The organism is Streptomyces niger (assembly GCF_000718305.1).
In the GTDB taxonomy this organism is placed as follows: Bacteria; Actinomycetota; Actinomycetes; order Streptomycetales; family Streptomycetaceae; genus Streptomyces; species Streptomyces niger.
The window spans coordinates 322,796-341,494 of sequence record NZ_JOFQ01000008.1; the positions used below are offsets into that span (position 1 = coordinate 322,796).

Annotated in this window: 13 protein-coding genes; 5 read left to right on the forward strand and 8 right to left on the reverse strand. The window is 72.0% G+C overall.

Annotation, left to right across the window (positions count from 1 at the left end; translation table 11 throughout):
• Positions 1-40: 40 nt before the first annotated feature.
• Together htpX and IF20_RS17940 are read right to left on the reverse strand one after the other, a co-directional pair.
• The gene (htpX, locus tag IF20_RS17935) at positions 41-940 is read right to left on the reverse strand and encodes a zinc metalloprotease HtpX (RefSeq protein WP_052866184.1); all 900 of its coding nucleotides are present in this window, start codon (positions 938-940) and stop codon (positions 41-43) included.
• 129 nt (positions 941-1,069) lie between these two features.
• On the reverse strand, positions 1,070-1,978 hold the full coding sequence (locus tag IF20_RS17940; protein WP_052866186.1) for an LLM class flavin-dependent oxidoreductase: 909 nt from the start codon (positions 1,976-1,978) through the stop codon (positions 1,070-1,072).
• A gap of 113 nt (positions 1,979-2,091) precedes the next feature.
• Between IF20_RS17940 and IF20_RS17945 the strand changes: the two genes are divergently transcribed.
• On the forward strand, positions 2,092-3,057 hold the full coding sequence (locus IF20_RS17945) for a Cof-type HAD-IIB family hydrolase (RefSeq protein WP_407702519.1): 966 nt from the start codon (positions 2,092-2,094) through the stop codon (positions 3,055-3,057).
• A 31-nt stretch (positions 3,058-3,088) separates the two neighbouring features.
• Here IF20_RS17945 and IF20_RS17950 read toward each other — a convergent pair whose 3' ends face one another.
• The 5 genes from IF20_RS17950 to IF20_RS17970 form a co-directional block, all read right to left on the reverse strand.
• Positions 3,089-4,339, reverse strand: a complete 1,251-nt coding sequence (locus tag IF20_RS17950; RefSeq protein ID WP_052866187.1) for a M23 family metallopeptidase — start codon at positions 4,337-4,339, stop codon at positions 3,089-3,091.
• 201 nt (positions 4,340-4,540) lie between these two features.
• A complete protein-coding gene (locus IF20_RS17955; RefSeq protein WP_052866456.1) occupies positions 4,541-6,220 on the reverse strand; it encodes a sensor histidine kinase in 1,680 nt (559 codons plus the stop codon).
• Between the two features lie 167 nt (positions 6,221-6,387).
• The gene (cydD, locus tag IF20_RS17960) at positions 6,388-9,948 is read right to left on the reverse strand and encodes a thiol reductant ABC exporter subunit CydD (RefSeq protein ID WP_110944280.1); all 3,561 of its coding nucleotides are present in this window, start codon (positions 9,946-9,948) and stop codon (positions 6,388-6,390) included.
• Between the two features lie 28 nt (positions 9,949-9,976).
• Entirely contained in the window at positions 9,977-10,978 is a 1,002-nt protein-coding gene (gene cydB / locus IF20_RS17965; protein ID WP_052866189.1) for a cytochrome d ubiquinol oxidase subunit II, read from the reverse strand.
• 9 nt (positions 10,979-10,987) lie between these two features.
• Positions 10,988-12,499, reverse strand: coding sequence for a cytochrome ubiquinol oxidase subunit I (locus IF20_RS17970; protein ID WP_052866191.1), 1,512 nt, complete (start codon positions 12,497-12,499; stop codon positions 10,988-10,990).
• 299 nt (positions 12,500-12,798) lie between these two features.
• Here IF20_RS17970 and IF20_RS17975 point away from each other — a divergent pair, with 299 nt between their 5' ends.
• Entirely contained in the window at positions 12,799-13,167 is a 369-nt protein-coding gene (locus tag IF20_RS17975) for a cyclophilin-like fold protein (protein WP_052866192.1), read from the forward strand.
• Positions 13,168-13,233: 66 nt separating this feature from the next.
• On the opposite strand, the gene hisC is transcribed toward IF20_RS17975, so the two are convergent.
• Positions 13,234-14,313 (reverse strand): histidinol-phosphate transaminase, encoded by a 1,080-nt coding sequence (gene hisC / locus IF20_RS17980; RefSeq protein ID WP_052866193.1) that lies wholly within the window; start codon positions 14,311-14,313, stop codon positions 13,234-13,236.
• 415 nt (positions 14,314-14,728) lie between these two features.
• Between hisC and IF20_RS17985 the strand changes: the two genes are divergently transcribed.
• The 3 genes from IF20_RS17985 to IF20_RS17995 all read left to right on the forward strand — a co-directional run bounded on the left by IF20_RS17985 (position 14,729) and on the right by IF20_RS17995 (position 18,699).
• A complete protein-coding gene (locus IF20_RS17985) occupies positions 14,729-15,829 on the forward strand; it encodes a LacI family DNA-binding transcriptional regulator (protein WP_052866457.1) in 1,101 nt (366 codons plus the stop codon).
• A gap of 249 nt (positions 15,830-16,078) precedes the next feature.
• Positions 16,079-17,362 carry a metallophosphoesterase gene (locus IF20_RS17990; RefSeq protein WP_234426709.1) on the forward strand — a complete coding sequence of 428 codons (1,284 nt, stop codon included), beginning with the start codon at positions 16,079-16,081 and terminating at the stop codon, positions 17,360-17,362.
• A gap of 242 nt (positions 17,363-17,604) precedes the next feature.
• A complete protein-coding gene (locus IF20_RS17995; RefSeq protein WP_052866195.1) occupies positions 17,605-18,699 on the forward strand; it encodes a hypothetical protein in 1,095 nt (364 codons plus the stop codon).

Consider the following 18,699-nt stretch of genomic DNA (forward strand, 5'->3'; position numbering starts at 1 on the left):
GGACCGGCGGTACGGGCGGTGTCGATGACCGCGACTCGGTTCACGGGCGGCCCAGCTGGGCGGAGAGGCGGCCGAGCTGGTCCAGACGCTGTTCCAGCGTCGGGTGCGAGGACAGCAGCTGGACGGCGTTCTCCCGCGAGAAGGCCGGGGCGAAGTAGAACGCGTTGAACGGCTCGGCCCGGCGCAGGTCACGGGTGGGGATGCGGGCCATCTGCCCGGTGACCTTGGTGAGCGCGGCGGCCAGCGCCGACGGCCGTCCGGTGAGCAGCGCGGCGGCCCGGTCGGCGGACAGTTCCCGATATCGGGACAACAGCCGGGTGAGCAGGAAGCTGATGACGTAGACCACCGCGCTGACGGCCGTGACGATCAGGACGGCGATGGCCGCGTTGTTGTCCCGGTTGCTGCGTCCCACCCCGCTCCAGAGCGCCGCCCGCGTGATGATCCCGGCCAGCACGCCCAGGAACGAGGCGATGGTCATCACCGCCACGTCGCGGTGCGCCACATGCGACAGCTCGTGCGCGAGTACCCCTTCCAGCTCCTCGGGCTCCAGCCGGCGCAGCAGCCCGGAGGTGGCGCAGATCAGCGAGTTCCGCTGGTTGCGCCCGGTGGCGAAGGCGTTCGGGATGTCGCTGTCGGCGATGCAGACCTTGGGCTTGGGCATGTCGGCGAGCGCGCACAGCCGGTCGACGGCACCGTGCAGCTCGGGTGCCTCCTCAGGGGTGACCTCGCGGGCGCCCATGCCGAACGCCGCGATCCGGTCGCTGAACCAGAACTGTGCGATGAAGAGGGCGCCCGAGATCACCAGCACGATCAGCCACGCACCCTTGAGCAGCACCACCAGCGCGCCGACGACCACGACGTACAGCAGGCCGATGAAGAACATCGTCATGACCATGCGCGAGGTCAGCCCGCGGTCCGGGGCGAATCGGGTCTGAGCCATGGGACCCTCCAGCCGGGCGGCCCAGCCGGCCGCCCGTACGACGACGCCTCTGCCCCGATTCTCCCTCTTGATTCCAGTTCGGTACCTCTCGACGCGGCAAAGGGACGGTGATCCCTTCGGCTCCTCGGCTCACCCGGTCCCGAGCTGGCCCGGTGCCTCCGTGGCGATCCGCTCGAACATCGACCGGTCGGCCTCGAAGAGCGTTCCGTCGATCGGCCAGTGCAGGACGATCTCGTCGATGCCCAGTTCGGCGTGGCGTCCGGCGAAGTCCACGAAGGCGTCGACCGACTCCAGCGGCCGGTCCGGCGTGAAGCCGGTCAGCAGGATCTTGGGCAGCTTCCCGGCGTCCCGGCCCTGTGCTTCGCAGGCCGCGCCCAGCCGCTCGATCTGGCCGGCGATCGCCGCCTGGGACTGCTCGGGGGTGCCCGAGGCGGACACCTTGGGATCGCCGGTGGTGACCCACGCCTGGCCGTACCGCGCCGCCAGTCGCAGGCCGCGCGGCCCGGTGGCGGCGACCGCGAACGGCAGCCGCGGCCGCTGCACGCATCCAGGGACGTTGCGCACCTCATGGGCGCGGTAGTGCTCTCCGTCGTAGGTGACGGCGTTCTCGGTGAGCAGCCGGTCCAGCAGGGCGACGAATTCGGCGAAGTGATCGGCGCGCTCGCGCGGCGTCCACGGCTCCTCGTCGCTGCCGAGCAGCGCGTGCGCGTCGAAGCCGTTGCCGCCGGCGCCGATGCCGAGCGTGATCCGGCCGTCGCTGATGTCGTCCAGCGAGATCAGCTCCTTCGCCAGGGTGACCGGGTGCCGGAAGTTGGGCGAGGTGACGAGGGTGCCCAGCCGGAGGCGGGAGGTCGCGGCGGCGGCCGCGGTCAGGGTGGGCACGGCGCCGAACCACGGGCCGTCCCGGAAGGGCACCCGCCAGGAGAGGTGGTCGTAGGTGTACCCGGCGTGGAAGCCCAGCTCCTCGGCGCGCTGCCACACCTCCCGCCCGCCTGCGGACCAGCGTCGTACGGGCAGAATCACGGTGCTCAGGTGCATGCTTCCGACCCTACGGCTGGACGCGCCGACCGGCGTTGTCAAGCTCATCCGCGCGACCCGGCGCCCGCCTGTGCGCGCATATGCGGGAAGATGGCCTCGTGACTGATGGCCCTGTGACAGACGATCCCTCCGCCGAGCCGCCGCTGTCATCCCCGCGGACCCCGGCCTCCGAGGCGCCGCCGCCATCCGCTCCACCCCGGCCGTCCGAGCCGCAGCCCGTACCGGAGCCGCCGCTGCCCGGCCGGCGTACCCGGCTGATCGCCACCGACCTCGACGGCACCCTGCTGCGCGACGACAAGACCGTCTCGGAGCGGACGATCGCCGCGCTCGCCGCCGCCGAGGAGGCCGGCATCGAGGTCTTCTTCGTCACCGGCCGGCCGGCCCGCTGGATGGACGTGGTCAGCGACCACGTGCACGGCCACGGCTTGGCGATCTGCGCCAACGGCGCCGCCGTCGTCGACCTGCACCGCGGCCGCCGCATCGTCGAGGTGCGCGCCCTGGAGCGGCACGCGGCGGTGGCCGTCGTGGAGGCGCTGCGCGCCGTCGCTCCGGACACGTCGTTCGCCGTCGAACGCACCGGTGGCATCCACTACGAGCCGCAGTACCCGCCGTTCCACCTCGACCCCGGCGCATTGATCGCCCCGGTGGAGAAGTTGCTCGGCGAGGAGTTCGAGAAGGCGGGCGAGCCTGTCCTGAAGGTCCTCGCGCACCACTCCGAACTGGACCCGGACGCGTTCCTCGCGCTGGCTCGCGAGGCCGCCGGCCACCTGGCGTCCTTCACCCGCTCCAGTCCCACCGCCCTCCTGGAGATCAGCGGCGCGGGCGTCAGCAAGGCCGGTACGCTCGCCCGCTGCTGCGCCGAACGGGGTATCGCCCCGGACGAGGTGGTGGCATTCGGGGACATGCCGAACGACCTCGAGATGCTGGCCTGGGCGGGCACGTCGTACGCCATGGCCAACGCGCATCCGGACGTGTTGGCCGCGACGGCCCACCGCACGGCGGGCAACAACGAGGACGGGGTCGCCGCCATCATCGAGCGTTTGATCAATCAGCTGCTGCGGGAGCGGACCCGCGGCTGACCGGTGCCCACAGGCCCCGGGCCCTCGGTCGTCACACTCGTACCCCGTACTTCCGCAGCCAGCGCAGCGGCTCGACGGCGGTCTCCACGCCGAGGCCGCGCCGCACTTCGAAGTGCAGGTGCGGCCCCGTGCTGTTGCCGGTGTTCCCGGACAGCGCGATGGGCTGCCCGGCACGTACCCGCTGGCCCGGCCGCACCAGCACCGCCGACAGGTGCGCGTACTGCGTGTACGTGTGCGCCTTGTGCCGCACCACCACGCTGGTCCCGAAAGCGCCGCCGCACTCCACCGCTGCCACCCGCCCCTGTCCCGCGGACCGCACCGGCGTGCCCACAGGCACCGCGAAATCCTGCCCCGTATGCCGGTGCGACCAGTGCGCGCCCGCGCCGCCGAAGGAGGCGGACAGCGCGTACCCGGTCACCGGCCGGGTCCAGCCGTGCGCCGGCCGGGCGGCGGTCGCGAGCGCCCCGGTGGCCGAGGACAGCTCGTGCGGCGGCCCGCCACAGCTGCCGGCCGCCGCCGTACGGGACTCCGCCGCACCGGCCACCAACCGCCACAGCCGCCCGCGCGCCCGGTCCAGGCTGCGCCCGACGCGCTCCCGTTCCCCGGCCAGCCGCTGCTGCCGGGCATCGAGGGCCTGCGCGCGGTCGGCCGCCGCCGCGCTCCCCGCCGCCAGCACCCGGCTCGTGCGCAGCGCCGTACGCGCCTCGGCCGCCAGGGCACGCTGCCGGTACTCGACCAGCCGGTGGGCCCGCAGCACCTCCTCCGGGGCGGTCGAGGTCAGCGTCCGCACGGCGAAGGACAACCCGCTGCCGATGCGGTACTGCTGGGCCGCGATCAGCCCGGCGGTGCGGCGCAGCGCGGCGGCGGTGCGCCGTTCCCTGCGCAGCCGCTCGGTCAGCAGCCGGGCACGGAGCCGTTCGGCCTTCGCGGCCCGCAGCCCGTCCTTGTACGTCCGCCCGACCTTGCCCGCCGCCACGCCGAGCCGCAGTACCTCCAGGCGCGCCCTGGCCAGCCGGCCGGCCCGCCCGTGTCCCACGGCACGGCCCGGCCCGCCGCTCGCGTACCGCGTCTCACCGCCCTGCCGCACCACTGCCCCGCGCCGCGCCACGCGCGCGTGGCGTGCCGCGCCGGCGGCCGGCGCCGTACTCGTCCGTTCCCCCGCGCCTTCCGGCCGCGCCGCACCTTCGTACACGGCGGCAGCGGCAGCCGAGTCGACGGCCGTGCTGCCCGGTGGCAACCCGCAGGGCAGCAGGCCGCCCAGCATGATCGTGAAGGCGCACACGACGGCACCGCGCCGGCGGGCCCGCGACCGGCCCTCCGATGCCCGTCGCGGCGCGCGTGCCTCCTGACCGCAGGACAGACGTGGATACATGGGCAGATAGTTGCGCGATCAGGACGCCTGACTGCGGAACGCGGTTCCGGCCCCGGACCGTAAGTCACCGAACGGAGCACAGCCGTCCGGCCACCTGGGGGAGGCCGCGCCTCAAAGGGGCGCCTCCCACATCACCGTCGTGCCCGCCCCCTCCTCGCCGAGCCCCGGCCCGTACGTACTGGACCCGCCCAGCGCCTCCGCCCGCCGGGCGAGGTTCTTCAGACCGCTGCGCCGGCCGCCCTCCGGGATGCCCACGCCGTCGTCGGCGACCGTCAGCCGCACCGCGTCCCGGCCGTCCGGCAGGGTGGCCGTGGCGTCCACGACGACCTCGATGCGGGAGGCGTGAGCGTGCCGGAAGGCGTTGGACAGCGCCTCCCGGCACGCGGCGACCAGGTTTTTGCCGGTCGACTCGCCGACCCTGGCGTCGACCGGGCCGACGAACTTCACCGACGGCTGGAAGCCCAGCGGCACCGCCGCCGTGCCGATCTCGCGCAGCACCCGCGTGCGCAGCCCCGAGGGCGCTTCGGCGGGCCCCTGCTGCAGGGCGAAGATGGCGGTACGGATCTCCTGGATCGTCACGTCCAGCTCGTCCACGGCCTTGCCCACGCCCTGCCGCACCTCGGGCACCACCGCCCTGCGGGCCGCGCTCTCCAGCATCATCCCGGTGGCGAACAGCCGTTGGATGACGAGGTCGTGCAGGTCCCGGGCGATCCGGTCGCGGTCCTGGTAGACGGCCAGCCGCTCGCGGTCGCGCCGCGCGTCCGCCAGGACCAGGGCCAGTGCGGCCTGCGCCGCGAACTGGGTGGCCAGGGTGCGTTCCGCCGGGGTGAACTGCCGGGCGCCGCGCGCTCTGGGGGTCGCCAAGGTGCCGAGGACCCGGCCGCCGCTCTTCAGGGGCAACATCATGCTGGGCCCGAAGTACGGCGCTACCTCCGTGACCATGCGCGGATCGGTGGCCGAGTCCTCGACGAACACCGGTTCGCCCGCGAGGAGGGTGGCGGTCACCGGGCTGTCGGGCGGGATCTGCGTGCCCTTGAGGCGGGACGGCTCGTCCGCCGCCGCCGCCACGATCTCCAGCCCGCCGTCCTCCAGCGGCAGCAGCACGATCCCGGCCGCGGAGTCCGCCAGCCGCCGGGCCTGTTCGGCGACGACCGCCAGCGACTCGTCCACGTCGCTCCCGGCGAGCAGCGCGGTGGTGACGGCGGCCGCACCGTCGATCCAGGCCTCGCGCTGCCGGCCCGCCGCGTACATCCGCGCGTTGCCGATCGCGAGGCCCGCCTCTGTGGCGAGGACCCGCAGCGTGTGCAGGTCGCCCTCGCTGAACTCGCCGCCGTCGCGCTTCTCCGTCAGATAGAGGTTGCCGAAGATCTCCCCCTGCACCCGGATCGGCACCCCGAGGAACGTGCGCATCGGCGGGTGCCCGGGCGGGAAGCCGGCCGCGCGGGGGTCCTGGGTGAGGTCGGCCAGGCGCAGCGGCCGGGGATCGTGGATGAGCGCGCCGAGCAGGCCCTTGTGGCCGTCGGGAAGCGCGCCGATGCGCCGGTGGTCCTCGGCCGTGACGCCGTACGTCACGAAGTCCGACAGGCCGTCGCGGGCCTGGTCGACAATGCCGATGGCCGCGTACCGGGCGTCGGCGAGCTCCGCCGCGGTCTCCACGATGCGATCCAGCGTGACGTGCAGGTCCAGCCCGGCGCCGACGGTGCGCATGGCCTCCAGCAGGCGCGGCAGCCGGGCGGTGATCTCGGGCGAGATCCCCTGGAGGCTGCGGGTGGCCTCCGTGGCCGCATCCATGGTGTCGGCGTCGGCCCCCGGGACGGAGTCCTCCGGCACGGGGCCGTCCGCCTGTCCGGGCCCGTTCGCTGGTCCTGCCGTGGCTGCCATACCCCGAGCCTAATAAGTGCCTTTTGCCCCGGAAAGTCGAATGGTGCGCTCCCTCGGCTCTGCCTACGGGCGCGGAGCTAGCGGCGGAGCGCCGTGCCGGCCCCCGTGGCGGCGTATCGCGCGTCCGCCGCCCGCTCCCGGTCACGCATCCTGCGGAACGGGCCGTCGGCCGCGGCCAGTTCCTCGTACGGTCCGCGCTGCACCACGCGTCCCTCGTCCAGGACGAGGATCTGGTCGACCGCCTCCAGGCCCGCGAGCCGGTGCGTGATCAGCACCGTGGTCCGGCCACTGGTCGCGTCCAGCAGGTCGGCGGTCAGCGCATCGGCGGTGGCCAGGTCCAGGTGCTCGGCAGGCTCGTCCAGCACGAGCACGGGGAAGTCGGCGAGCAGCGCGCGGGCCAGCGCCAGCCGCTGCCGCTGACCGCCGGAGAGCCGTGCGCCGTGCTCACCGACCAGGGTGTCCAGGCCGTCCGGCAGACCGCGCACCCAGTCGGCGAGCCGGGCCCGCTCCAGCGCGTCCCAGAGGTCGTCCTCTTCCGCCCCGGTACGGGCCAGCCGCAGGTTCTCGCGCACCGAGCTGTCGAAGAGGTGCGCATCCTGTGCGCACAACCCGACCAGCCGCCGTACGTCGTCGCCCGCCGCCTGCTGCGCGTCGACCCCGCCCAGCGTGTACGTACCGGCCTCGCGGTCCAGGAAGCGCAGCAGCGCCTGCGCCAGCGTCGTCTTGCCCGAACCGGACGGGCCGACCACCGCGATCCGGCGGCCGGGCGCGAGCGTGAAGCCCACGCCGTCGAGGGCCGGCCGGTGCTGTCCGGCGTGGCGAGCCGTCAGACCGCTCACGACCAGCGGGAACGGCGACTCCGGCAGCGCCTCGGGCGCGGCCGGCTCACGTACCGGCGCCGGTGCGTCCAGCACCTCGAAGACCCGCTCGGCGGCGCGGCGGGTGCGCTGCCGGTACTGCACCGCGAGCGGCAGTCCGGCCACCGCCTCGAACGCCGCGAGCGGCGTCAGCACGACCACCGCCAGGCTCACCCCGCTCAGCCGCCCGTCGTGCACGGCCTGCACGCCGACGACCGCGGCGGCCGCGACCGTCAGCCCGGTCAGCAGCGCGGTCAGTCCGGCGCCCGCACCGGCCGCGGCGGCCGACCGGGACGCCACCACCGTGAGGTCGCGGTCCGCCCGCCGGGTGCCGGCCAGCCGTTCCCGCAGGGCGCCCGCGACGGTCAGCTCTGCCGTACCGGTGAGGAGGTCCACGACACGTGCGGCGAGCGCGCCACGCGCCGGGGCCAGCCGCCGTTCGGCCCGCCGGGCCAGCGCGGCGGAGACCAGCGGCACGGCGACGCCCGCCAGCAGCAGTCCCGCGGCGAGCACTGCACCGGCTGCCGGCAGCAGCCAGGCGGTGAAGCCCGCCGAGGCCGCGCCGACCACGACGGCCGCGCCCACGGGCAGCAGCCAGCGCAGGAAGTAGTCCTGTCCGGCGTCCACGTCAGCGACCAGCCGGGACAGCAGGTCGCCCCGGCTGCGGTCGCGCAGCCCGGCGGGGGCGAGCTTCTCCAGCCGCCGGTAGACCGCCACCCGGACGTCCGCCAGCATCCGGAACACCGCGTCGTGCGCGACCAGCCGCTCGGCGTAGCGGAAGACGGCCCGGCCGATGCCGAATGCGCGGGTCGCGGTGACGGCGACCATCAGGTAGAGGACCGGGGGGTGCTGCGAGGCGCGGGAGATCAGCCAGCCGGAGGTGGCCATGAGGCCCACGGCGCTGCCGAGCGCGCAGCTGCCGAGCAGGAGCGCGAGGGCGAAGCGGCGGCGGTGGGCGCGGGCCGTTTCGCGGAGACGGGCCAACGCGGATGCTCCGCCTCGCTCCGTACCGTCGTGGTCGGTGCCGGGCCCGGGGCTCGGGAGGTGGGTGTCGGACTGCTTCGCTTCACGTCCGGCAGCCGCCCCCTGCATCCCGGTCCCGCCCGCCGTCGCGGCGAGTGCAGATGCGTGGCCCTGTCCGGCCAGGTGTATGACCCTGTCCGCCGCATCCAGCAGGGCCGGGCGGTGGGCTACGAGCAGGACCGTGCGGCCCTTGGCCAGGCGGCGTACCGCGGCGACGACCGATGCCTCTGTCCCGCCGTCCAGGTTGGCGGTGGGCTCGTCGAGCAGGAGGATCGGGCGGTCGGCCAGGAACGCTCGGGCGAGTGCCAGGCGCTGGCGCTGGCCCGCGGAGAGTCCGGCGCCGGATTCGCCGAGGCGGGTGTCCGGGCCTTCGGGGAGGGCGTCCACGAAGTCGAGGGCGCCGGCGTCGCGGAGAGCCGACCGTACGGCCGCGTCGTCAGCATCGGGACGGGCCAGCCGTACGTTCTCGGCGACCGTGCCGGCGAACAGGTAGGGGTGTTGCGGGACCCAGGCGATTCGGCGGCGCCAGTCGGCGGGGGAGAGCTCGGTGAGGTCCACGCCGTCGACCCGTACGCGGCCCGCGGTCGGCGTCGTGAAGCCGAGCAGGACGTTCAGCAGGGTGGTCTTGCCGGCGCCGGACGGGCCCGTGAGTGCCACCGTTTCCCCCGCAGCCACCTCGAACGAGGTCTCGGGGAGGGCGGGTTCGGTGCGGCCGGGGTGGCGTACGACCAGGCCGTCGACGACGATTCCGGTGCCTGCGGGTGCCTCGCGCGTACCGGTACGCCCGGCCTCCGCCTCGGTCTCCAGCACCGCGAAGATCTCCTCGGCGGCCGCCAGCCCCTCGGCAGCCGCGTGGTACTGCGCGCCCACCTGCCGCAGTGGCAGATACGCCTCGGGCGCCAGGACCAGCACCATCAGCCCGGTGTAGAGGTCGAGGTCGCCGTGGACGAGCCGCATGCCGATACCGACCGCGACCAGTGCGACCGAGATCGTGGAGAGCAACTCCAGGGCGAAGGAGGACAAGAAAGCGATGCGCAGGGTGCGCAGCGTGGCCCGGCGGTACTCGCCGGTGATGGTGCGGATGGCTGCCGCCTGGGCCTTGGCCCGGCCGAAGACCTTGAGAGTGGGCAGGCCGGCGACGACGTCGAGGAAGTGCCCGGACAGCCGGGTCAACAGCTTCCACTGACGGTCCATCCGCGACTGGGTGGCCCAGCCGATGAGGATCATGAACAGCGGGATGAGGGGGAGGGTGACGACGATGGTCGCGGCGGATATCCAGTCGCCGGTGACGATGCGGACGAGCACGGCGACGGGGACGACGACCGCCAGGCCGAGCTGCGGCAGGTAGCGGGCGAAGTAGTCGTCGAGTGCGTCGATGCCGCGGGTGGCGAGGGTCGCCAGCTCGCCGGTGCGCTGGGTGCCCAGCCAGGAGGGGCCGAGTCCGGTGGCCTTGTCCAGCAGGCGGGTGCGCAGCTCGGACTTGACCGCGGCGCTCGCCCGGTGCGCGGCCAGCTCGGTCAGCCAGGAGACGAGTCCCCGGCCGACCGAGACCAGCGCGAGCAGCAGGACCGGTGTGGTCAGGTCGTCGAGGCCGAGGTCGTGCTGGAACGCCCCGACGACGACCTCGGCGATGAGCATCGCCTGGCCGATGACCAGGCCGGCCCCGGCAAGCCCGAGCACCACCACCGCCGCGAGGAAGAAGCGGGTGGTGCGGGCGTACCGCAGCAGGCGCGGGTCGATCGGTTTCACGTGAAACATCCGTCCTGTCGTGCGTAACGGAAGGGGATCAGTGCGCGTCGGCGATGTGCTGGGTGCCGATGCGCTTGCGGAACACCCAGTACGTCCACGCCTGGTAGAGCATCACGAGCGGCGCCGCGAAGACCGTCAGCCACGTCATGATCTTCAGGGTGTACGGACTGGAGGAGGCGTTGGTGACCGTGAGGTTCCAGCTCTCGTTCAGCGAGGACGGCATGACGTTCGGGAAGAGCGTCAGGAACAGCATCACGACCAGGGCCGCGATGGTGAGGCCGGAGAAGGCGAAGGACCAGCCTTCCCGCCCCAGCATGTTCGCGACCAGCGCGACAGCCAGAGCCACGGCCGACACGACCAGCGCGACCAGGCTCTTGCCGTCGCCCTTGTCGATCTGCGTCCAGACCATGAAGACCAGCGCCAGCCCCGCGGCGATCATGCCGAGGAACGAGGCCATGACACGTGCCCGGTCCCGGATGGGGCCCACCGTCTTCAGCGACGCGAAGACCGCGCCGTGGAAGGTGAACAGCGCCAGCATGGCCAGACCGCCCAGGATCGCGTACGGGTTCAGCAGGTCCAGCAGGGAGCCGACGTAGTTCTTGTCGGCGTCGATCTTCACGCCTCGCACCATGTTGCCGAAGATCACGCCCCACAGCACCGGCGTGGCCAGCGAGGTCCAGAAGATCGCGCGCTCCCAGTTGGTCTGCCAGCGCTCCTCGTCCCGCTTGTGGCGGTACTCGAAGGCCACGCCGCGCACGATGAGGCAGAGCAGGATCAGCAGCATCGGCAGGTAGAAGCCCGAGAAGAGCGTGGCGTACCACTCGGGGAAGGCCGCGAACGTCGCGCCTGCCGCGGAGATCAGCCAGACCTCGTTGCCGTCCCAGACCGGGCCGATGGTGTTGATCAGGACTCGCCGCTCGCGCCGGTCACGGGCGAGCAGCTTGGTGAGGACGCCGATCCCGAAGTCGAACCCTTCGAGGAAGAAGTACCCGGTCCACAGGAAGGCGATGAGGACGAACCAGAAATCGTGAAGGTGCATGGCTGCCTCCTAGTACGAGAAGGCCATCGGCCGGTCGGCGTCGTCGCTGTCGCTGCCGCCGATCTTCGTGGGCGGGTTGAGGTCGGACTCCGACAGCTCCTGCGGTCCGGCCTTGACGTACTTCACGAGCAGCTTGACCTCGACCACCGCGAGGATCGCGTACAGCGCGGTGAAGACGGCCATCGAGGTGATCACCTCGCCCTGCGAGACACCGGGGGAGACCGCGTCGGAGGTGCGCAGCACGCCGTAGACCACCCAGGGCTGGCGGCCCATCTCGGTGAAGATCCAGCCCCAGGAGCTGGCGATCAGCGGGAAGCCGATGGTGACCACGGCGAGCCGCCAGGCCCACTTGGCCAGCCCGTCGCCGAGCGCCTTGTCCTTGGTGAGCGCGAGATGCGGCACCTCGTCGTCGCCCGTCCGCAGCCGTTGCGAGAGCCAGAACTTCTTGCGGGTGAGCCAGAGGCCGGCCACGCCCATGGCGAAGGAGGCCATGCCGAAGCCGATCATCCAGCGGAAGCCCCAGTAGGCGACCGGGATGTTGGGCCGATAGTCGCCGGGCCCGAACTTCTCCTGCTCGGCCTTGTTCACGTCGTTGATGCCGGGCACGTACGAGGAGAAGTCGTCGTGCGAGAGGAACGAGAGCAGGCCGGGGATCTCCACCTCGACGGTGTTGTGCCCCTTGGCCACGTCCCCGTAGGCGAAGACCGAGAACGGCGCGGGTGCCTGGCCGTCCCACAGCGCCTCGGCCGAGGCCATCTTCATCGGCTGCTGCTTGAACATGACCTTGCCCAGCAGGTCGCCGCTGACGGCGGTGAGCAGACCGGCGACGACCAGCGTCACCAGGCCGAGCCGCAGCGACGTCCGCATGACCTTGATGTGCTTCTTGCGCATCAGGTGGAAGGCGGCGATGCCGACCATGAAGGCGCCGCCCGCGAGGAACGCGGCCGTGAGCGTGTGGAAGACGACGACCAGGGTGGTGTCCTGCGTCAGCACCTTCCAGAAGTCGGTCAGCTCCGCGCGCCCGGTGACCTTGTCGAGCTTGTAGCCCGTGGGGTGCTGCATCCAGGAGTTGGCCGCGAGGATGAAGTACGTCGACAGGATCGTGCCGATCGAGACCATCCAGATGCAGAAGCAGTGGATCTTCTTGGGCAGCTTGTCCCAGCCGAAGATCCACAGGCCGATGAAGGTGGACTCGAAGAAGAACGCGATGAGGGCTTCGAACGCGAGCGGGGCGCCGAAGACATCACCGACGAAGCGCGAGTAGTCGGACCAGTTCATGCCGAACTGGAACTCCTGGACGATGCCGGTGACGACACCCATCGCGATGTTGATCAGAAAGAGCTTGCCCCAGAACTTGGTCGCCTTGAGGTAGCGCTCCTTGCCCGTGCGGACCCACGCCGTCTCCAGTCCTGCCACCAGGGCGGCGAGGGAGATCGTCAAGGGCACGAAGAGGAAGTGATAGACGGTCGTGATGCCGAATTGCCATCGCGCCAGAGTCTCTGGCGCCAACGCCAGTTCCACGTCGATGTCTCCTTACGGTCGCCGTTCTCGCCACGCCTCTACGCCTTTTGTCCTACATAAAGAGGGACATAAGGGGAGACGCTTGTGAACGCGTTCACATTCACAAGCAATTATCTCCCATGACTTTCAGCCGATCTGCCTGGGGGGTACGTGACCGTGGTCACGCGGTATTCCGTGGCGCGGAAAACCCCGGTACGGCCTGACCGGCCGGCGCCGTGCGAGTGGTTAGTGAACGTGTACACGCCGAAATTCGTCGCCCCCCTTCCGCTCTTCTTCAACATATTGTTGAATTCAGTGCCATGCAGATACGCATCTCATGGCCCGCGGGACAGCTGACCGCCACCCTGGCGGACACGCCGACCACCGCCGCCCTGGAAGGCGCCCTCCCCCTGACCTCCACCGCCCGCACCTGGGGTGAGGAGGTCTACTTCACGACCCCCGTCTCCCCCGCCCAGGAGGCCGACGCGCAGCAGGTCGTCGACCCCGGCACGGTGGCCTTCTGGACCGACGGCGACGCCCTCGCCCTGCCGTACGGCCCGACGCCGATCTCCCGCGGCGACGAGTGCCGGCTGGCCTCCCCCTGCAACGTCCTCGGCAGCATCGACGGCGACCCGCGCCGGCTGGCCACGGTCCGCGACGGCGACCCGATCCGCGTCGAGCGCGCATGAAAAAGCGGGTGGCCGCGGCCCTCGAAGGACCGCGGCCACCCGCCGTACGCGCCGACCGTCCGGCGCTCACAGCTCCTTGCGGAAGGCCTCCGCCGCCTTGAGGAAGATGTCGTTGGCCTCGGTCTCGCCGATCGAGACCCGCACGCCCTCGCCCGGGAACGGCCGGATCACGGCGCCCGCCTGCTCACAGGCGCGCGCGAAGTCCACCGTGCGCTCCCCCAGCCGCAGCCACACGAAGTTCGCCTGCGACTCGGGCACGGTCCAGCCCTGCGCGACCAGCGCCCCGGCGACCCGGGTCCGCTCGGCCACCAGCGCGTCCACCCGCTCCAGCAGCGCCTCCTCGCTGCGCAGCGAGGCCACCGCCGCCTCCTGCGCGAGCTGGCTCACGCCGAACGGCACCGCCGTCTTGCGCAGCGCCGCCGCGACCGGCTCGTGCGCGATGGCGAATCCGACCCGCAGCCCGGCGAGCCCGTACGCCTTCGAGAACGTCCGCAGCACGCAGACGTTCGGGCGGTCGCGGTAGAGGTCGACGCCGTCCGGCACCTCGGCGTCGCGGATGAACTCGCGGTACGCCTCGTCCAGCACGATCAGCACGTCCGAGGGCACCGCGTCGAGGAAGCGCTCCAGCTCCGCGCGGCGCACCACGGTGCCGGTGGGGTTGTTCGGGTTGCACACGAAGATCAGCCGGGTCCGCTCGGTGACCGCGGCGAGCATCGCGTCCAGGTCGTGCACCTCGTCCTCGTCCAGCGGGACCTGCACGGACGTGGCGCCGGAGACCTGGGTGATGATCGGGTACGCCTCGAAGGAGCGCCAGGCGTAGATCACCTCGTCGCCCGGGCCGGCCGTCGCCTGGATCAGCTGTTGGGCCACGCCCACCGAGCCGGTGCCGGTCGCCAGGTGCTCGGCGGGCACATCGAACCGCTCCGCCAGCTCCGCCATCAGGCCGGTGCAGGCCATGTCCGGGTACCGGTTGAAGGCCCCCGCCGCGGCCACCGCGCTCTCCAGAACGCCCGGCAGCGGCGGATAGGGGTTCTCGTTGGAGGACAGCTTGTACGCCACCGGGCCGCCCGCCGCGGCCGGCTTCCCGGGCTTGTAGGTGGGAACGCCGTCCAGCGCCGCACGCAGCTTCGGCATCTTCTCGCTCACCGCAGGTCCTCCTCGACCGTCCCGCTCGTCACCAATACTGCACACCTTATGAGGATTGGGCCGTGCGGCGTAGGGGCTTCCGCCCTCCGCATCTTCACGGGCATGCGCATGTCATATACCGGCGCCATGTCCCAGCTCACGGCGTAAGGCCTTTGCGGAGCGCCTCCCGCTCTGTCACGCGCCGGTGGCTCACGCCGTGGCGCGCATCACCCGTGAAGGTGACTTGAGACCTCTTCGATACCTGAAGCAATCTGCAGGTCAAGGGTGTCGATCAGGGAGCAGAGACATGCTCTGACCATCAACGTCCTTCCATTCCAAGGAGATTGACGGACTTTCGGCATGCAGAAACGTGCCTTTCGACTGCGTATAAGGAAGCCCCGCGATGGCCCCCTCCGAGCCCTACTATCGGCTCGCCATGACAGCAGCAGGGAAGCACCAGGTGAGCCGGTCGACCGGACGCCGGTTGGGGCGGGCAGGCATCCGGGACGTGGCCGCCGCAGCCGGTGTCTCCATCACGACTGTCTCCGACGCGCTCAACGGCAAGGGCCGGCTTCCGGACGCCACCCGTCGCCACGTTCGCGAGGTGGCCGACCGGTTGGGCTACCGCCCCTCCGCAGCCGCCCGCACGCTCCGTACCGGCAAGTCAGGGCTGATCGGCCTGACTGTCACCACGTACGGGGATGAACCTTTCACCTTCACCGAGTTCGCGTACTTCGCGGAGATGGCGCGCGCCGCCACCTCCGCCGCGCTGGCCCGTGGCTATGCCCTGGTCATCCTGCCCGCGACCTCTCGTCACGACGTCTGGTCCAACGTGGCCCTGGACGGCACGGTCGTCATCGACCCGGCCGACGGCGATCCGGTCGTCACCGAGCTGGTCCGGCACGGCATCCCCGTGGTCTCCGACGGCCGCCCGGGCGGCACCCTCCCCGTCACCGGGTGGGTCGACAACGATCACGAGGCGGCCGTGGTCGGCCTCCTGGAACATCTCGCCGAAGCCGGCGCCCGCCGCATCGGTCTCCTCACCGGAACCACCACCGACACCTACACGCGCCTGTCCACCACCGCCTACCTCCAGTGGTGCGAGCGGGTCGGCCAGGACCCGGTCTACGAGTCCTATCCCGCGCACGACCCGTGCGCGGGCGCCGTCGCCGCCGATCGCCTGCTGGCCCGTCCGGACCGCCCGGACGCGGTCTACGGCCTCTTCGACCCGAACGGCACCGACCTCCTCGCCGCCGCGCGCCGCTACGGCCTCCGGGTCCCGGACGACCTCCTGTTGGTGTGCTGCAGCGAATCGACGGTCTACGCCACGACCGAGCCGCCCATCACGACCCTCTCGCTCAAACCCCGGCGCATCGGCACCGCCGTCGTCCAGCTCCTCATCGACGCCATCGAAGGACTCGACAGCGGGCGGCCCGTCGAGCAGGTGATACCGACCGACCTGATCGTGCGCACCTCGTCCCAACGGAGGTCCCCCCGTACGACGGTCAGCCCACCGCGCGGCCCGTCCGGCGACTGAGCGTTCCGCCGGACGGCCACGGCCGCGAGGGGAAAAACAGGGCGAAGCCGGGAGAAAACAGCAGTGAACGCCGGGCTCAGAACGATTGACCACCCCCTGGTGCGTCACAACCCGCGAGCGGCGTTCCTATGATGGGCGCACGACACCACGGACCGCCGTCGACCAGGCAAGGTCCGCGAGGTGCACGGCGGCGCGACGGTGGAGGGGTCGATGACTCAGGGGGCCGGTCTGGGACCCATGGTGCGGACCATGGCAGCACAACCTCCTGCGCCCGTTCCTCCCGGAACGCCCGGAGCCGCACCGAGCGGTCACCCGCAGGACGCATACGCCCCCCACGACGCGTACTCCCCGCAGGAGGAGTTCGCGTCGCAGGAGCAGTACGCCGCCCCACAGGACGGCTACGTCCCGCACCCGCGCCAGGGCCCTCAGGACGGGTACGTGCCGCAGCACGCGCAGGCTCTCCAGGGCGAGCAGGTGGCCCCGCAGGAACGCCTCGACCCGGACGTCCGCGTACGCACCAGGGCCCGGCCGTACGCCCGCCTGACGTACGGCACCGGCGCCCAGGCGTCGCTGCCGCCGGACCAGCTGCCCGCTGACTACACCCCCACCGAGCGCGACCTCCCCGTGGTCGGCCCGGACGGCACCCCCGTCGCGTACACCGACACTCTCGTCGACCACCCCGTCGTCGACCTCCAGCAGGTCGGCGAGGGGGAGGCGGGCGGTCCGCTCTACGTCGTCGGTGACGTGCACGGCTACTACGACGAGCTGCGCGCCGCGCTGTTCGCCGAGGGACTGATCGACGCCGAGGGACACTGGGCGGCCGGCAACGCCCGGCTGTGGTTCCTCGGCGACTTCACCGACCGCGGCCCGGACGGCATCGGCGTGATCGACCTGGTCATGCAGCTGTCCGCCGAGGCAGCAGCGGCCGGCGGCTACTGCAAGGCCCTCATGGGCAACCACGAACTGCTGCTGCTCGGCGCCAAGCGGTTCGGGGACACCCCCGTGCAGTCCGGCGCCGGCACCGCCTCCTTCCAGGCCGCCTGGCTGCTCAACGGCGGCCAGAAGACGGACATGGACCGCCTCCAGGACCACCACCTGCAGTGGATGGCCCGGCTGGACGCCATGACGCAGGAGGACGGGCACCTCCTGGTGCACTCCGACACCACCGCCTACCTCGACTACGGCGACTCCATCGAGGCGGTCAACGACGCCGTGCACGACGTCCTGACCCGCAGCGACGCCAACGAGGTCTGGGACCTGTTCCGGAAGCTGACCAAGCGGTTCGCGTTCCGCGACGAGTCCGGCCCGCAGTCCGTGCGCGACCTGCTCGGCACGTACGGCGGCGAGCGCATCGTCCACGGGCACAGCCCCATCCCGTACCTCCTCGGCGAGGTCGGCACCGAGGACGGCGAGAGCGACGAGATCGCCGTCGAGGAGCCGCACGTGTACGCCGACGGACTCGCGGTCGCCATGGACGGTGGCGTCACGATGGCCGGAAAGCTGCTCGTCGTCCAACTCCCCCTGACTGCCTGACCCGTATGCGGGCATGGGTACCGAAGGCCGGCAACCGGCCGGGCGGGGGCGGAGCGTACCGAGGATAGGCGGGCCGGGGAGTGGCCGGGGAAGCCTTGTCACGAGCGGAGCGAATTTCCGAAATCCTCTGTCACGCCGGACAGGGCGCGCTCTACCATCGGTCTATCCGTAGCAGGCTCTCCTCCGTTTCCCGCCAACTACCGGTCCATTCCGGTCCGTACGGCCCTACGGAGCATCGGGGGATGCACATGAACAGCGCTCCGCACCTGCTGAACGAGGACCGCGAGGAATTCCGGCGGGCCCTCGACGAGGCTCTGCGCGCCGCGGCCGACCGCCCGGATCTCGCTGCGACAGGCATGCGCCTCAACACCGAGCAGCTGCGCACCATGGCGCTCAGCGCCACCACCGCCATCGCCGCGTGCGCGACGGCCGAGTACCAGCACTATGTCTCGCTGCGTGCGGAGTTGCGCTCGCCCGCATCCGCGCGCCCGGCCACGGCCGGCACCGAATCGGGCGAGGGCGGTGACGGCGCGGGCGGCACCGGCGTCGGCATCGCCTCGATGGGCGAGGTCGCCGAGGCCACGGGCGCCGGACTGGCCGCGATGGTCACGGTCCTCGCGCCCGTCCTGGCGGGCATCGCCGCGATCCTTTTCCTCCTCATCGGCTACGCCCTGCACACCGTCAACCCCGACGAGACCCTGGCGCAGCCGCTGATCAGCGTCGGCTGGGCGTTCGCCGGCCTCACGGCGGCGGCGATCCTCATCGCGATGGGGGGCCTGCTCGTCACCGCGCTCCGGAACGGCTCCACGTCCCTGCGCGCCTCCCGGCCCAGCGAGCTCGCCCAGGAGGTCGAACGCGCCCGGCAGAAGTGGCGCGAGGCGCTTCTCGAACGTGGCCTGCGCCCGTTCCTCCTGGAGGCGCTGACGGCGCCGGATCCTCCCACGGACCCGCGCCCCGACTCCGCCGCGGAGAAGCCCGCCGCCCCACCGCGCTCGGCCCCGCCGACCGGCCCGGCCTCGGCGCCCGACCACTCGACCGGTACGTCGCCGACGTCCCATCCCCGCGACCCGGCCGCCCCCGGCGCGCCGGCCGGGGAGACCGCCGACGGCGACAGTGACAGAAATCCGCCCACGCCCTCGTCCCCGGCGGCTCCTGAGGCCGCCGGCCGCTTCGTGGTCCATCGCACCTCGGACGCCGGCCGCATGCCGACCCTCGGCTACACCCACCCCCGTTTCTCCGGCCCGGAGAACGACCATCGCGCCGCCGTCCGCCCCCACTTCACCAGCCCCGACTTCACCAGCCCGGACTACGGCGGACCCGACCACCAGCCGGAGTGA

Coding starts and splice junctions, on each gene's coding strand:
- IF20_RS17995 (WP_052866195.1), top strand. CDS start 17,605: ATGCACATGAACAGCGCTCCGCACCTGCTGAACGAGGACCGCGAGGAA.
- IF20_RS17975 (WP_052866192.1), top strand. CDS start 12,799: ATGCAGATACGCATCTCATGGCCCGCGGGACAGCTGACCGCCACCCTG.
- IF20_RS17940 (WP_052866186.1), bottom strand. CDS start 1,978: ATGCACCTGAGCACCGTGATTCTGCCCGTACGACGCTGGTCCGCAGGC.
- IF20_RS17955 (WP_052866456.1), bottom strand. CDS start 6,220: ATGGATGCGGCCACGGAGGCCACCCGCAGCCTCCAGGGGATCTCGCCC.
- htpX (WP_052866184.1), bottom strand. CDS start 940: ATGGCTCAGACCCGATTCGCCCCGGACCGCGGGCTGACCTCGCGCATG.
- IF20_RS17990 (WP_234426709.1), top strand. CDS start 16,079: ATGGCAGCACAACCTCCTGCGCCCGTTCCTCCCGGAACGCCCGGAGCC.
- IF20_RS17985 (WP_052866457.1), top strand. CDS start 14,729: ATGACAGCAGCAGGGAAGCACCAGGTGAGCCGGTCGACCGGACGCCGG.
- cydB (WP_052866189.1), bottom strand. CDS start 10,978: ATGCACCTTCACGATTTCTGGTTCGTCCTCATCGCCTTCCTGTGGACC.
- cydD (WP_110944280.1), bottom strand. CDS start 9,948: ATGTTTCACGTGAAACCGATCGACCCGCGCCTGCTGCGGTACGCCCGC.